Below are 15360 nucleotides of genomic sequence, written 5' to 3'. Positions count from 1 at the left end.
ACGTAACGAGGGCGGCGGGTTGGCAGGCTGCGGGCTGGCGATTCTGCAGCGAAAACCGCGCCGTCCGTAGCGAAAACCGTACCGTCCATAGCGAAAACCGTCTCGACCACAACGAAAAGCATCACAACATTCGACGCTTTTCGTCAAAATCGCGATTTTCATCGAATGTTGTGATGGTTTGAAAGCCCCGACCACCACAAAGGTGCCTGTCCCCTTTGTGGTGGTTCTGGAGAATGTCTTATGCCGAGGCCTTGGCCTTGCGGCGCTTGCGGACCGCGTGGATCACGATATCCAGCAGCAACAGCACAATGGCTACGACCACAATGAGCACGGCAAACTCGCGCTTGCCCCAGTGGCGACCGGCCAGCGACTTTTGCTTGTCGACGTCCTTCTTGTTGTACTTGGTGCGCACGCAATGCACCAGCAGGCGATGGTCGTTAACGCCGTAGGGCGTGCAGGTGACGAGCGTCACCTTGTCGGCGCCGGGCTCGATGGTCAGCGACTCCATCTCCTCGGGCAGCACCACCTCGGAGTCCACCATCTTATAGGCGAGCGTCTTGTTCATGGTGTGCAGCAGCACCAGGTCGCCGGGCTCCAGCGAGTGGATGTCGTCGAACATGCTCAGGTTGCGCATGCCCGAGTGCGCCGTGAGCACGCAATGCGTCGAGGTGCCGCCCACCGGCAGGCTCGTGCCCTCCAGGTGGCCGACGCCCGCCATGAGGACTTCTTCGCTCGTGCCGTGGTAGATGGGCATGCTCACGTCGATGGAGGGGATCTCGACCCAGCTCATCATGGGGTCGCGGTCAAAGATGAGCTGCTGAGCGTAGGGCTCGATCTGGTCGGCGGGGAGCTCGGTGGCCTCGCCCGCCAGCTGCTCGTTAAAGGAGCGCGCCTGGAGCAGGATGCGCTCGCGCTCCTCGGCAGACAGCGCGTCCACGGTGCTGGACACCGTGCTGATCTGGTTAAACACGCCCGAGGCCTCGATCCGGTCCAAAATCCACGGCCAGGTCATAAGGCCCACGCCGATAAGGATGATGACGATGGTGATGAGCCGGTCGGCCCAGCGAGGCAGCCGCTTGCGGCGGCGCTTGGGCTTTGGTTGAGGTTTGGGCTGAGGGCTTGAGCCGCCGTTGTCCGCGGCGTTATTGCTCTTCATATGTTTGGCGCCCTGCACCATCGCCAGTCACTCCTCTACAGCTCAGGTTGTCTAAACAAATAATAGCCGAATTGCGAGCTTCCGCGCCGGACAACGCAGCTAGACCGCACCGTCCGGGCCACGTAACCCCACTCAACCAATCAAGCCATATGTTGCTTTCATCGTCTCGAGCAACTGCACCATCGTTACGCCCGCAACCCCGATCTGTTTCAGATTGACGTCGCCCACCTCACAATCTTTGACAAACGCAAGCATATCATCCTTCAGCTCTCCGCCCAGGTCGACACCTTCCGACTCGCCGAGCAGCTGAGCAAGCCTCAGCGCATCGCGTTTATGCTTTTTTACCTTCTTCGAATCAACGTTCTCCCCCGCCTCCCTTCTAGCTTTTAGGTCGAGATACGCCTTCGCTTTGAACGGGACAATGTATTCCGTACCCAGGACCGAAACGCCGTCTACGGTCCGAATTCCCTGAAGGAACAAGCTGTAGTAAGCATCGTCCAACAAAATTGCCGAAAGACTGCTTATGTTTTCATCAACGTGAATTGGCGCCACATCAATCCCCTCACGACCCTTTAGAAAGTCGGGGCACTTCGCGAAGAGCTCGATCATATGGGGGTAACCCGGCCTCTTTGGCTCTGTAAACCGATAAAAACATGAGCCTTTACCTTCGCCCCAGCCGCAGCGGTAGCCGCCATCACGCACCAGAGTCCATATGGCTTCTGCCGTCTGAGGCAACCGGTCATCGGCGGCAATTACCACATCAAAATCGTGAGTCGCCCTAAACGGAAGCCCCGCCTCCGCGAGCAAAATGTCGCATGCCGTACCGCCGATAAGGGCATACGATCCTGCAGCTTCTTGCATATGCTGCTGAAATTCTTGGAGACCTTCTACAGCGCTTCTTGCCATGGATATTCCTTTCCAAACATGCGATCGACTTCGAGCTGAATTCGTTCATCGTCGATTGCCGCCAAAGATAGCGCAAGCGATATGTTGTCGACACGGGAGGAGCCGGCAAACACGGGTGCATAGCGCCACACTTGGATCATCGCCGTTTCGTTATCCGGCAGCTCCCCATCTGCGACTTCGAGGTCGCTCAGTTGACGCCATGCACTTCTTAAGACGGCCTTTTGTTCCATGCCCGGCGCAGCGAGCATCGAACGCGCAGCGAGCGCCGTCTCCCCGGCGTCAACAAGATAGTCGATCTGCGGCGTCTTCCTTGCAAAAAAGACCTTCGAGACAGGCGAGGAGAGCTCTGCCATGTGCTCGCTGAGCAGAAGATCAACGGCAACAGGGAACACGACGACACGTCGCTCGCGACGCTCGCGCCTCGCGAGCCCCCTGTCAACAAGCTCGGTTATGGCCTCACTCGCGCGGCTTGCCGAAATCCCAAGCGCACGACAAAGGTCATAGGGACGATATGACTCCTGGGCTGCTCCCCAGATTGCGGCAGCCTGCGCGTTGGGTGACATCTTGGTCGCGTGGTTGCGAAACCGGGCACCACCCCTCTCCGTGCAGGCTGTTCCCATAAATGGAAGAAAAGCCTGTCTGCCGGGGCAAACAAACGGAATCCCTTGTGCGACCAATGCTTTGCGCTGACGTGCATCGGCATCAGGAAACGAAACGACAACAGGAGTCTCCGCACGCAAGGCTAACTGACTATAGACCCTCTTAGCCTCGGGAAGCCCGACGCCAGTAGGCAAACTTGCAAGCAAAAACGAAAAACCGTTTGCGTCAACAGCGCGGACGTCAATCGCCCGCAGATACAGCGGCAAGCGTGCGGATCCAGGCCAAGTTCTGGCCTTGGCGGAGAGGCCTAGTGCTTCTTGTAAGTAGATTAGCGCTTCGTTCATTTCCATTGTTTTCGTTCGATTCCAGTTTATATTGGAATTATACATAATTTTCGGAATTAACGAGATTCCGTTCGCGCCTAAGCCCATATTTGAGTTTTCAAAATGTCCCGAATCGACTGGGCGATTCGGGATACAATGTCAATAGAAAACGACGCACCCCGCGTAAGTGTACGAGAGCGCGGGCGGCCTAGTTTTCAGTTTTTGTTAAATGCCCGGGATCCGACCCCCGGGCATTCTTATTTGCGCTTTCGGCGCAAATGCCGTCCACCGTCCGCACCGCGCGTGCGCCTACGGACCTTAAACCGAACCTCATACGAGTCAAGAAACGCGATGACGAACGTGCCCACCGCCGCGAGGGCGGCGAGGGCGTTAAGGAATTTCAGCATTTGGGGACCTCCGATCGAGTCGTCGGCCGCCCGCGCACGGGATACGTCGCAAGAATATTTTACTGCGAGTGTATGCACCAACGCCCGGTAAACGCGATTTTGACAAACATTTGTTCGATAGTTACACACACGGCTCCTCGCCCGGCGGAGCCTGGCCGCATTGTCCGGGTTTGCCCGACGTGTTTGCGTTTTCAAAATGTCCCGAATCGGCGGGGCGATTCAGAATACAATAGCCACAGGAAACGACGCACCCCGTGTAAGTGTACGAGAGCGCGGGCGGCCTAGTTTTCAGTTTTTGTTAAATGCCCGGGATCCGACCCCCGGGCATTCTTATTTGCGCTTTCGGCGCAAATGCCTTCTGCCGTCCGCACCGCGCGTGCGCCTCTACGGACCTTAAACCGAACCTCATACGAGTCAAGAAACGCGATGACGAACGAGTCTGCATCGGACAATGGAGGCTGGCTGCATTGTCCAAAAAACAAGGCAGACTCCAGTACGGAGTCTGCCCCGAAAAGAGAATGGCAAAGCAAGAACGTGGATGGACGAGAAAAGTGTCCGCAAGTCTCATGGCCATCACATCCCACCTGCCAAAGAGATGGGTGAGTGAGCGTTACTCCTGCTCGGACTCCTTAGCCTGCTTACGGCTGCGGATGAGGTGCGCCACGCCGATGACGAGCACCGCGCCGCCAGCGATCCAAGTGAAGGTCACACCGTTGAGGCCGGTGAGCGGGAGGTTAGAGCCCTTCTTGTTCTTGACGGTGAGGGTGACGGTGCCGCCGGTGACTTTCGGGGTGACCAAAGTGGAACCGTCCTTCTCTGCGGTCACTTTCAACGTATTCGGATCAGTGTTCCCAGCGAACGTCTTGCCCTCGAGTTCACCAAGGCCCTCGGCGGTAATGGTGAAGGTAAAGTCATCCAACGTGTTGTAGCCAGGGTTACTGCCCTCAACCTCGTGCACCGTGTAGGTACCGGCGTCGAGTCCGGTTACGCTGATTTCACCACTCTCATCAGTCTTAAACCGATGTTCATCATTGCCAAGCGAACCGTTCTCCTGAACATACTGCACGCCCACTTTGCCAGCCTCAAGCTCGTCAGCGCCCGTGGCCTTGATGGTAAACTCGACATCCTTGAGCTTGGTGTTGTCTTCCGAATCTTCCTTGACGAGCTTAAGCGCATAGGTGTAATCACGAACGGTATCGAGCACGGACTCACCCTTGCCATTGCTCATGGGGTTATTGGAGTAGATGAGCTTGACGCTGTTGGGATTGCCCTCGCCGCCAACAGTAACCTTATCGACCTTCTTGTGGTCGAGCTTGGCAGTATAAGTGACGACGACATTAGAGCGGCCGTCGAGCGTCGCGCCGGCCAAGTTCGCAGCAGTTTTGAGGTCGGCAAACTTTACGGTCAACGTGTTAGTTGTATTATCAATCGAAGCATCGTAACCAGTCTTCTCGCCCTCAGTCGAGTTACGAGAAAGGGTCTTATCGCCGATTTTAACTTCAATGGTGCCCGCGTCTGCCGTAAGGCCGGCAGAGAGCTCGTCGTTAAACTCATAATAGTAGGTGTCGAACGTGGCGATGTTGTCGGCAACGGTGCCCGTCAGCTGGTAATGGACGTCCTGATCCATCCGGGAATCTGCCTTGTCTTTCCAATCGCTACCGGGCTTGTCGTCTTTGACCTTCTTCTCGACCGTAGGAATGCCGGTCTTCTCGGTAACCTCAACAGCGCTGCCGCCCACGACAGCGAAAATCGGGGAAGTACCAGTCTGCTTTTTGCCGGAATGGCTATCCGCAGTGCCGATAGAGTCAACGTCCGTCAGGAAGAGATAGTAGCCAGAGTTATCAAATGATACTGAGATGTCCGCGGCGAAAGCAGCGGCAGAAGCTCCCTTTGGCGTGACAGGAGTAGTGTCCTTGACCAAGCTAGCAATCGTATCGAGCAAATCATCATTGTTCACAACCTGAGAAGCATCCTGGAGATATGTGGCCATCCAGTCGGCGACGTCCTGTGCAGAGGGAGTCCCGGGAAGCTCGCCGCCTTTCTCGTCACTCTTTATGGCGGCAATGATGCCATTCTTATCAGCGGCAGATAGTCCGTCGGCCCAATCGACGTTGGACGCGACCTTCTTCCCGTCCTTGTCCACGACATCGGCCTTAAAGATCTGGTATGCCTTGTACTTCACATCGCCGTTCTCAGTGTTCTTATTGATGGTGATGCTATTGGTCGTGGCAGCCGCCGCATCTGCAGCAAACGCCATGGTGACCGGGGCCATCACGCCGCCGAAGCTCAGAGCTGCGGTGAGGCCGGCGGTTACTGCCAGGCGTGCGATGTTCTTGCTCATGCTCATCTTCTTTTCCTCCGTTTTCCGGTTAATCCCCATTCGATCGGTCATCGTCTGTCTGTGTCTTAGCATCTGCTTCGCTATGTCTCGCCCCGCTCTCGGTGGGGCTGCCAGCTACTCTTTATGGCTGCCACCTCCCCGCTTGACCAGGAGCGCGACCACGATGAGCGCGGCTCCGGCGACCGCTGCGGCGACCGCGGCGTACATTGCCATATCGCCAGTCGAGGGCATAAAGCCTCCGGTGGTAATGCTAGGGGGTATGCCGGTGGGCGTGTTGATGAGCGACGCCTCCAGGCTGCCCGTCGACCCGTCCGCGCTGTCGGCGCGTAGGGGCGACTCGGCCGTGATGGTGAGCTTGGGCTTGGCGGCGGCCACCTGGTCGACGTCCAGGCCCTCGGCCTTGACTGTCACGGAACGCGTGCCCTCAAAGGCGGTGTAGCCCTTGGGCGCCTTGAGCTCGCGGACATCCAGCTTGCCCGAGTCCACGCCCGAGACGGTCACGCGGCCGTCCTCGCCCGTGGTGACGGTGGCCTTGCCCTCCGCATCCCACGTGCCGTCGGCCGCCAGCGTGCGGCCGCGGTCGTCGGCGATGCTCAGGACTGCCCCGGCAAGCGGCTTGTCGCCGTCGCTGCCGCGCTTGGTGAGCGCGAGATCCCAGGTGTAGGCGCACGCATCGTCGCTCGGCGTGCGGGTGAAGCCGGCGTCGCCGGACTGGTCGGCAAAGGGAGAGCGCGGGTAGCGCAGGTAGACCTCGTTGGGGTTGCCCTTCGCGATGCCGTGGTTGCATGCGCTGTTGAGCGGCGCGTTGTACACGGCGACCACGCGGGCGCCCGCAGTGAAGGCGTCGGCCCCGCCGAGCGCGGCGATCAGGTCGCCGGTGCGCACGGTGAAGGTCCCGTCCGCCGCCACCTTGGTGGCGCACTGGGCCGTGATATCGGTCCAGCCCTGCGCGGGCTCGGTGCCGGCGCGCCCGTCCTTGCCGGCCGAGACAGCGTCGAAGCCGCCGTCCGCGCCCGCCGCCACGTACACGCGCACGCTCGCGGCGACCTTGGAGGGGTCGAGCCCCGCGCTCATGGTGTCGACGAACCGCACCGTATAGGTGTCGTAGGCGGCAAGGCCCGCCGGGACCGTGGCAGAGAGGCGCCAGTACAGGTCGTCGGCGACCGTGGCGTCGGCGGCCTTCTGCCAAGCGGCGGTGCTGTCCTCCAGCACATGCTTGGACACCTTGGGGGTCGCCGCCTTGGGCTTGACGGTGACGGCGCTGCCGCCGACCAGGGTCATGATCGGCGCGGTGCCGGCCTCGTTCTGGGCGATGGCGTCGTCGTCGGCGACGATGAGCCAGTAGCCGCAGGGCAGCTCGGCCGCCGTGCCCGCGTTAAGGGCCACGGACACGGGGCCAAAGCTCTGGAGGGAACGAGCGAGCTGTGCGCTCAGCGCGCTCGTAAGGTGGGAATCGGTGTCGAGCCACTCGGCAGCTTCCCGCGCGGTGGTCTGGGAATTGGGCATGCCGGCGCTGTGCAGCACAGGCAGCGCGGCGTCGCGCACGGCGTCGCTTGCCCAGGCAAGGTCGGTGAAGGTCTTGCCGTCGCTGTCGCCGTCGACGACGTTGGCGCTAAAGATCTGGTAGGCGTCGTAGCTGCTCGCCACGGTGCCGCTCACCGTGATGGAACCGGTCGAGGTCGGCGCGGCCTGCGCGGATGCGGGGAACACAACCGCGCAGGTGCCGATCAGGAGGGCAAGCAGTGCAAACAAGATCGGGAAGGAGCAAACTTTCTTATTCACGACGCTTACCTCCCTTCGCATTCGCCTTGCGACGAATGTGCATCCAGGCCGCAGCAGCGCAAAGCACCGCCGCGCCGGCAAGGTACGTCAGAGTGACGCCCGACATACCAGAAAGGGGCAAAGAGGTTGAGTAGGTGTTGGTGAAGGTGGGAGTGGACTTGCCGGTGAGGTCGTGGGGCGTGTCAGTGGTCACTTCATTGCCATCACGATCCTGAATCTGCTTGTAGGTCGCAGTGACGTCGATATGGTGGTTAGAGTCGTCAGTCGCGTTAACCGTAATCTGATAGACCGACTTGTCGTACGTATAGTGCGAGAACAGCGAACCGTCGTCTTTCTCGCGCACGTAGTACGTGAAGGTCTTGGAAGCACCACGGCCAGCGGGGCCAGACGCGAGCTGGTCGAGTTGATCGAGTTTGTAATCAATCTTGTCGAAGCTCAGGGTCTGGGACTTGTCGCCGTCGGCAGTGGTGGACTTGCTGCTAACGATATCCGTAAAATCTGTGTCGGTCGCAAGCTGGAGCGTGAACTCCTTCATCTCGCCACCCTCAACGACCTTAGTCGCCATAGGCGTCCAGGAGCCCTTCGAGTCGTACGGAGTGAACTTGTTAGTGAAAGTCGTGGAGTCACCCTCACAGATAATTGGATAATAGTCTCCACTCTTCTGCACCTTGCTCCTCGCTTTTACGTTCTCCCACTTCCCAGACGACTCGCGGAATTCGTACTTGGTTACACCGACGTTTTTAATCGTGTAGTTATGGATGTAAAGATCCTTCAGTTGGCTTGAGTTTTCTTTACTCGGAACAGACATGAGCAAGGTCTTGGTATCTTCGGCCGTCACCACAATCTTATACACGCTGGAGTCGTACGTGATGCCAGAATCACCACCGGGATCTTCGACCAAGTAGTATGTGATTTCGTTACCCGCGCCACTCGATGCGAATTGTTCACCAAGGTCAAACGTAATGCTGCCTTCTGCATCATTTGCTGCTGTTCCAACCTCGGTGCAAACGTCGCGATTGAATGTCGTGCCAGCTGTCGTGCCAGCCAAAGGGTCGTCTGAATCCTTGCGATACACCGTAAAGGAGAACTCCCCATCATTGAGCTTGCGGCCTTCCAGCTTCTTGGTCGCCTTGAGCTTGAGGCTCGGATAGACATACGTGTCCTCAGGCGCGCCCATGTACAGGTCGCCGTTCGACATGATGCCGCCGCCATGGTTCCAGGAATAATTGCCCGTGATAAACGTCGCGCCCGCCTCTAGCGCAGCCTTTCGCGCATTGATCGCCTCGGGGTCTTGAGCCTTAACATTCGAACTCAGGCCGATGCTGTTATATACCTGCACGCCACCGTTAGCGGGGACAGTAATGGCTTTCTGAAGCTCTAAGCTTCCCCGATACTTAGCATCGCCGCCGCCAAGCATTTTGCCAATCACCGCCGCGATCGGAGTCGTATGACCCTCCGCCGCAAGGAAGAAGTCCGCGTGGCCGTTTTCGCGAAACACTTCGGCATTGTAGGCGTCGGAGTCCTGGTCCTTACCGTGACCACCGCCGGAAAGATGGGGGGTGCCGTTATTGCCTGTATTACTCACGGATTCGTAATCGTTCGCGTTTTGCTCATTTCCGGCAGAAGTATTACCGAAAATCGCCGTGCCGTCGGTGCCTGTCACCAAAGTCTTACCCGTCGGGCAAACCGCAACGCCGCCACCGTAGCCACCGGCCTCATTGCTGCTTATATAGGAGTTATAGACAAATAGCCTACCAGCATTAGACGCGACCTTAGAATCGCCCTGGACGAAGATGCCGCCTCCACCCCAGTCAAAGCGAGACATGCAGTGGTTATTAGTGATATAGACTGGATTTGAATTTGACGCTCCTTTTATCATCGCGTCAACCATCTGGCCCACGCGAATGCCGGCACCCTCAGAGCGAAAACTCACGTTAGAGGCAATAGTTCCCCCCGTAATGTTGAGCCATGCCGTTCTCCCCCCTTGGTGTCCGATGTCGGTCACATAGACGCCACCGCCAGCTTCCTCAGAATAGTTGCCCGTAATCTGGCCACCAGAAATGGTGACATGAGTACCGTTTTTAGCGGCAAGTCCAGCACCGCCATGATCGCCATTACCATCGTTACCACAGTAATTGGCATATTTATTGTTAGTAATGTAGCCACCAGAAACAGTAACGCTGCCGCCTTCGGCCATGATGCCGCCGCCGAAACCAACACCAGTAGCAAGCGTGCTGTTGCCGGAGATTACGCCATTAGTTATGTTGACCGTGGAGTCTTTAGCATACACACCACCGCCACTAGGAGCACTGTTGCCGGCAATTACGCCACCGGAAACCTCGAGGGTCGAATTACCGTGTATTTCAATTCCGCCGCCCGCACCCGAGCCAGAAGCTCCACACACATAGCCGCCGCGCATGTTGACGGTAGAGCCGTTCTCGGCATAGACCAAGCTGCTAACGCTGCCGCCTTGTTTTTGCGTGATCACGCCGCTCACAAGGTTAAACGTGCCGCCCTTGCCGTTGTTGTTATATAGATTGATGAGCTTTAGATTTGCGTTGCCGCCGCACGCCACGATGGCGCCTTTAATCTCAACGTCATGTTTGACAAGTGTCTCGGTTGTGCCTGTTCCGCTCGGGGACGATTCGGTCACGTAGTAGGTAAGATTAGATGGAATGTTATCGTTATCGTAAGTCAGTTCGGCATTCTTGCCATAATTGGCGGCATTCTTGTCATAATTATCGGCATTCAGGCTCTGCCCCTGATCAGCTAGCTGCTGGCCCTCGCTGACCGTCTCACCCACCTGTGCAGAATCCCTAATTGTAAGTGACGCACCACCGGCAACATTGAATAACGGCTTGTCGGCGCTCGAGTGCTTAATCTTATGACCACTTAGGTCAAGGGTGATATTGCTGCCGCCTTTGTTAAGTGTGATTTCACCAGGAAAGTCAATATCAGCCGCAAGCGTAAAGCTGGCGGTTTGATTTTCCTCAACGCCTAGAAGCTTTCCCTGCAAGTCACCGGCATTCTTGATGTCCGTGGCTGTCTCTTCGCTCGCCACAGCCTCCTCGGCTGACGAACCAGCGCCATCGTCGATCGCTTCATTTTCTTCTGCCTGCGACTCGTCCTTGGGCTGCTCCTCCTGCTGGATTTCGTCGTCGCCCGCAGCATCGTCACTATTCTGGTTTTCGGTATCCCCGTTGTTGGTGTTGCCTACATCAGTAGACTCACTTGAGGAACCCCCCCCCATCACAGTTTCCTCGGTAGAAACCGTCTGGGCATCGTTGGCAATGGCCTGCGAGATCGGAGGCATGACGAGCGACAGTACCAGGCTCAAAACGGAGGATCCGCACAAAACGCCTGCCAGCACACGGCGCGTCGCTTTATTACTCTGCTTAGATTTATCCGAATTCGCTTTCATCGATGTCTCCTCCCCAAGAGACCGCGATCTTGCTCTTTCACCATCAAACTTGGGCGCGCAACCTATAATTGCTCGCGCTCGATATGCATATTATTACTCTTTGTTTAAACAACGCAAGCCTAACAATGTCAGTTTTGCTTTACGTTGCCTTAACTTCTTGACAATTATTCAAACTATGCATTGTTTTTCGAGGGTTAAATTTCGGAAAGACGCTGGTAAACTCGTTAGCAAATCTAGATAAATGACACTTTATCATTGTTTGTACAACACTTTGTTTTAACCCGCTCAATCTGTGAACGGTCAAAATTGCGCCGTGAATGGCAGTATATCTACCTGGAAATATTAGTTATGAGCTAATTGGTCAATTACTGCACAACTAGCGTGTGCCGATATGTTCATACATCGACACTTGAATGGCATCGCATGTTACCGGCCGCAAATCTCCTCGCTACAAAAAAGCGTCCCAACAATCGACTGTTGGGACGCTTGGAAAACCACCACAAAGGCGCTCTGCCCTCTTTGTGGCTGCCCCCCGGCGCTACAGCAGATGTTCCTCGATAAAGATCGCAATGCCGTCTTTGTCGTTGCTGGCGGTTACAAAGTCGGCGGCGGCACGGGTGGCATCGCTGCCGTTTGCCATGGCCACGCCCACGCCGGCGTCGGCCACCATGCAGGTGTCGTTATCGGCATCGCCAAACACGCAAATGTCCTGGAGCTTCATGTCGTTGAGCTCTGCCACGCGCACAAGGCCGCGCGTCTTGGACACGTGCGGATCCATGAACTCGTAGAGCCGCTGCGTGGTTTGCAGAGCCGCCGCCTTAACAGTGTCATCGGCAAACGTCGACGCCCGCTCAATCGCCCGCGGCATTACCTCGGGCGCCATGGTAAACATCACCTTGGGCTGCGGCTCGCGCAAAAACTCGGCAAAATCGACCACCTGGTAGGGCACGCCGTCGACGCGCGACAGGTGCTCGACGCACGCGTTGCTCTCGGGCACGTAGAACACGCCGTCTCGGGGGCAGACGGGCGTTGCCGGAAGGTCCGCCATGTGCTTGCAGATGCGCGCGATGGTCTCGCCCGGCAGCGGATAGCTCAGCTCGTTGATGTCGTGCGCGCGGTCGATGACCTCGGCACCACCGCAGCCTACCAGCACGTCCACCAGGCCTTCGATGCCCCAGAGCTCGTACATGGCCTCGGTCGCGTGGGCGTCGCGCCCGGTGCACAGGCCAAAGAGCACGCCGCGCTCGCGCAGGGCGCGGATCGCCGCCACGGTGCGCGGGGACACCGCGTGCTGGCTCGTGAGCAGCGTACCGTCGATATCGCAGAACACGGCTTTGATGTGGCTGAAGGTGGTGTCCATGGGGGCCTTTCTGGGTCGTGCGGCGGTGTGGGGTGTATTCGTGAACGGCGTACATGGTATACCAAGGCACAGGCGCGGCCCGTCAAAGCAAAAACCACCACAAAGGTGCCTGGCCCCTTTGTGGTGGAAGTGACGTTTGCGGGCCAAACCATCACAACATTCGACATTATTCGGCTAAATCGCGATTTTCATCGAATGCTGTGATGGTTATTACTGCCTTGCAGCACGATCAAAATGCCAGCGACCAAACAGCAGCAACGCCGCGGGAACCGCCGTTACGACCATGCCCGCCCCCACGAGCGTCCGCTGCACACCAAACGTCGCCGCCAGCCACGGGGCAATCGCCAGCGGCGCCACGCCGGCAAACATATTGCCAAAGCCCATGACCGAATTGACGCGACCAAGCTGCTCGAGCGGAGCCGTCGTTTGCACAATGGTGTTGTGGAGCGGGTTGACGACACCCCACGCCACGCCCAGGACAATCTGGCCGACGAGGGCTACACCCACGTACGGTGTTCCCACATAGAGCAAACTTCCCAGGCCCACGGACATAAGCGCCACGAGCAGCGTTTTAAGGTTGACCAAGTGCGGCGGCAAGCGGAGCGCGAGCACGGCACCCAGCACCGCGCCGACACCGCAGGCCGACGAGAGCCAGCCCATCCACTCAACACCGACGTGCAGGACATCGCGGTAGAAGAACGATTCGAGCGGGTCGAAGGCTCCATAGCCAAAGTTCGAAAGAAAAATGATGCAAAACAGCAGGGCGAGAACGCTGTCGGTGAAGACCGTCTTGATGCTGGTCGCGAAGGTGGCGTGGGCGGACGTGCTGGGGTTGGAGCTTTGTCCCGCACGCTCCCCTTCCTCTGCCGAATCGGCATCCGCATGCTCGGCGACATGGCTGGCCTGCGGCCTAAAGCCCCAACCGACGACGAGCGCCAGCACGGTAAAGAGCATCATAAGCACGAACACCGCGCGCGACGACGCAGCCGCCGCGACAAAGCCGCCCAGTGTGGGGCCGACGATAATGCTCACGTTGGAGAACATAGTTATGGCGGAGTTGATGTCTTTGAGCTCGACGGGGTCGTCGGTGAGATACGCCGGATAGGACGTGGCGATGGGCTGGGCGAATCCCATCACAAAGCCCAGGAGTACCGCGCCGGCAAGGACTGTTCCGGTCGCGCTGCCAAAGGCGATAATTGCCGCGCCCGTCGCCAGCGTGCCGACGATGCTCAACAAGAAATGGCGACGTGGGCCCCAGGCGTCGAGCGCCGCACCACCCGCAAAGGACCCCAGAATCACAAAGACGTTCATAAAGAGGACAGCCAGTGACGTCGCAACAACCGAAGCGCCATCCGCATAGGTGAGCGTTCCGATGACGCCGATAAAGTAGCTGGTCTGAAAGCCGGTGTAGATGAGAAAGCGCATCGCCACCAGGCGCTTGGCCTGCGCGGACAGCGATGATTGAGGCTTTGAGAAAAGAGAGGCGAGCATGAAGACTCCTTGTTTCATACGAATGCGCACGGTGGGTATTCGCCACCGTCTGTCAAATCAATCTATCCGCATGAAACATTAAGGACGCATAAGGACCCTTCTCTCCGTTTTTCGCTCAGTATGAACTACTTGGTAGATTGTAAAGCATGTCCCACACATCTACTAAAGTAAAATCCGCCACAAAGGTGCCTGGCCCCTTTGTGGTGGAAATGACGTTTACCCAGATAAAACCTGCCAAAATAAACCTGTCCCTTTTTGGCAGGTTTTAGGCCAGATGATCTTGGATGAGGTCACAGATGGCTCGGGCGTCGTTGATGTTGATGGCTCGGGTCGCGAAGCCGGCGTCGAAGGCCTGGCGCGCCAGGGCCTCGTTGCAGGCAAGGGCCAGCGTGTGACCGTCGACCAGGTCGAGCGAGCTCGTGCCGCGCAGACGGTCGACACCGGAGCGCGCGACCACGATGTTGTCGAAGCCCTCGGTCTTGTAACCCTCGATGATCACCACGTCGACATCGTTGTAGCGCGACAGCAGCTCGCGCGCGGGCATCTCGTCCTCCTCGCGCGTGTCGGAGTACTCCGCCCAGCGCGTGGCGCAGATGAGGCCCACGTGTTTGGATCCGGCCTGGTGATGGCGCCACGTATCCTTAGCGGGCACGTCGATATCAAAGCCGTGATGCCCGTGATGCTTGAGCGAACCCACGCGCAGGCCGCGGCGGGTGAGCTCGGCAATGACCTTCTCGACGAGCGTGGTCTTGCCCGAGTTTTGGTAGCCGATAAACGCGATTGCGGGGACGGCCGGTGTCGGAGCTGCGGGCGCGACGGCGACGGGTGCGCTCGCGGGTGCGTCGCCCGCGGCACCCACGGCTTCGACAGCAGCAGCCTGACGCTCTGCGCGGTCCCACACGACCGAGCGGCCGCCCTCCTTGTGCAGCAGGCGCACGTCGACGATCTCCATGCCGCGATCGACTGCCTTGCACATGTCATAGATCGTTAAGCACGCGGCACTCGCGCCGGTCAGGGCCTCCATCTCGATACCCGTCTTGCCCGTCACGCCGGCCGTAACCAGTACGTGAAAGCCAACCTGCCCGTCCACGCGCGCCGGCGCCCAGCCCTCGGGCACGTCTTCGGCCGGCGTCCCCGCCGGAGCGACGGGCGCAATGTCGCACTTGCTCTTGGTAATGAGCAGCGGATGGCACATGGGAATGATATCGCTCGTTCGCTTGATAGCCATAATGCCTGCCACACGCGCACAGGCAAGCACGTCGCCCTTTTTGGCGCGATCTTGCAGCACCATGGCCTGCGTCTCGGGGTGCATGAGGATGGTGCCCTCGGCGATGGCAATGCGATGGGTCTCGGCCTTGTCGGACACGTCGACCATACGTACCTCGCCCTTGGCGTCCACGTGCGTCAGCTCGTCGCGACGGGCGTCACGGGCGGGCTCGGCGACAGCGCTGGCAGTCGGCTGTGCGGACGCGTCGGCATTGCCAGCATTCGCCGCAGCCGTGACTTTGTGGGCAGACATCGCGGCCCTGCGAGCGGCCTTGGTGGCATCGGCGTACCTGCTCTTGGCCATATG

At 58.4% G+C, this 15360-nt stretch carries 9 protein-coding genes; all 9 read right to left on the bottom strand.

Going from position 1 to position 15360, the window contains the following annotated elements; genetic code table 11:
* Positions 1 to 238: 238 nt before the first annotated feature.
* Positions 239 to 1156: a class C sortase gene (locus AAAT03_RS06425; protein ID WP_349102901.1), complete on the bottom strand. Its 918-nt coding sequence runs from the start codon at positions 1154 to 1156 to the stop codon at positions 239 to 241.
* A gap of 132 nt (positions 1157 to 1288) precedes the next feature.
* Complete coding sequence (locus AAAT03_RS06420; protein WP_349102900.1) at positions 1289 to 2062, bottom strand: hypothetical protein; 774 nt, start codon at positions 2060 to 2062, stop codon at positions 1289 to 1291.
* Positions 2044 to 3012: a hypothetical protein gene (locus AAAT03_RS06415; protein WP_117736178.1), complete on the bottom strand. Its 969-nt coding sequence runs from the start codon at positions 3010 to 3012 to the stop codon at positions 2044 to 2046. Before AAAT03_RS06415 ends, AAAT03_RS06420 begins: the two co-directional genes overlap by 19 nt.
* A 990-nt stretch (positions 3013 to 4002) precedes the next feature.
* A complete protein-coding gene (locus tag AAAT03_RS06410; protein WP_349102899.1) occupies positions 4003 to 5733 on the bottom strand; it encodes an isopeptide-forming domain-containing fimbrial protein in 1731 nt (576 codons plus the stop codon).
* Positions 5734 to 5847: 114 nt separating this feature from the next.
* A complete protein-coding gene (locus AAAT03_RS06405) occupies positions 5848 to 7515 on the bottom strand; it encodes a SpaA isopeptide-forming pilin-related protein (protein ID WP_349102898.1) in 1668 nt (555 codons plus the stop codon).
* Complete coding sequence (locus tag AAAT03_RS06400; RefSeq protein ID WP_349102897.1) at positions 7508 to 10936, bottom strand: FctA domain-containing protein; 3429 nt, start codon at positions 10934 to 10936, stop codon at positions 7508 to 7510. The genes AAAT03_RS06405 and AAAT03_RS06400 overlap by 8 nt, the downstream gene beginning before the upstream one ends.
* Before the next feature lie 538 nt (positions 10937 to 11474).
* A complete protein-coding gene (locus tag AAAT03_RS06395) occupies positions 11475 to 12296 on the bottom strand; it encodes an HAD family hydrolase (protein WP_349102896.1) in 822 nt (273 codons plus the stop codon).
* A gap of 210 nt (positions 12297 to 12506) precedes the next feature.
* Entirely contained in the window at positions 12507 to 13787 is a 1281-nt protein-coding gene (locus tag AAAT03_RS06390) for an MFS transporter (RefSeq protein WP_349102895.1), read from the bottom strand.
* 265 nt (positions 13788 to 14052) lie between these two features.
* Complete coding sequence (gene mobB, locus AAAT03_RS06385) at positions 14053 to 15357, bottom strand: molybdopterin-guanine dinucleotide biosynthesis protein B (protein ID WP_349102894.1); 1305 nt, start codon at positions 15355 to 15357, stop codon at positions 14053 to 14055.
* Between the last annotated feature and the right edge of the window lie 3 nt (positions 15358 to 15360).

It is taken from the genome of Collinsella sp. CLA-AA-H167 (assembly GCF_040095305.1).
Lineage (GTDB): Bacteria > Actinomycetota > Coriobacteriia > Coriobacteriales > Coriobacteriaceae > Collinsella.
Note: the sequence above shows the minus strand (reverse complement) of the source record. Positions and strands in the feature narration are given on the sequence as shown.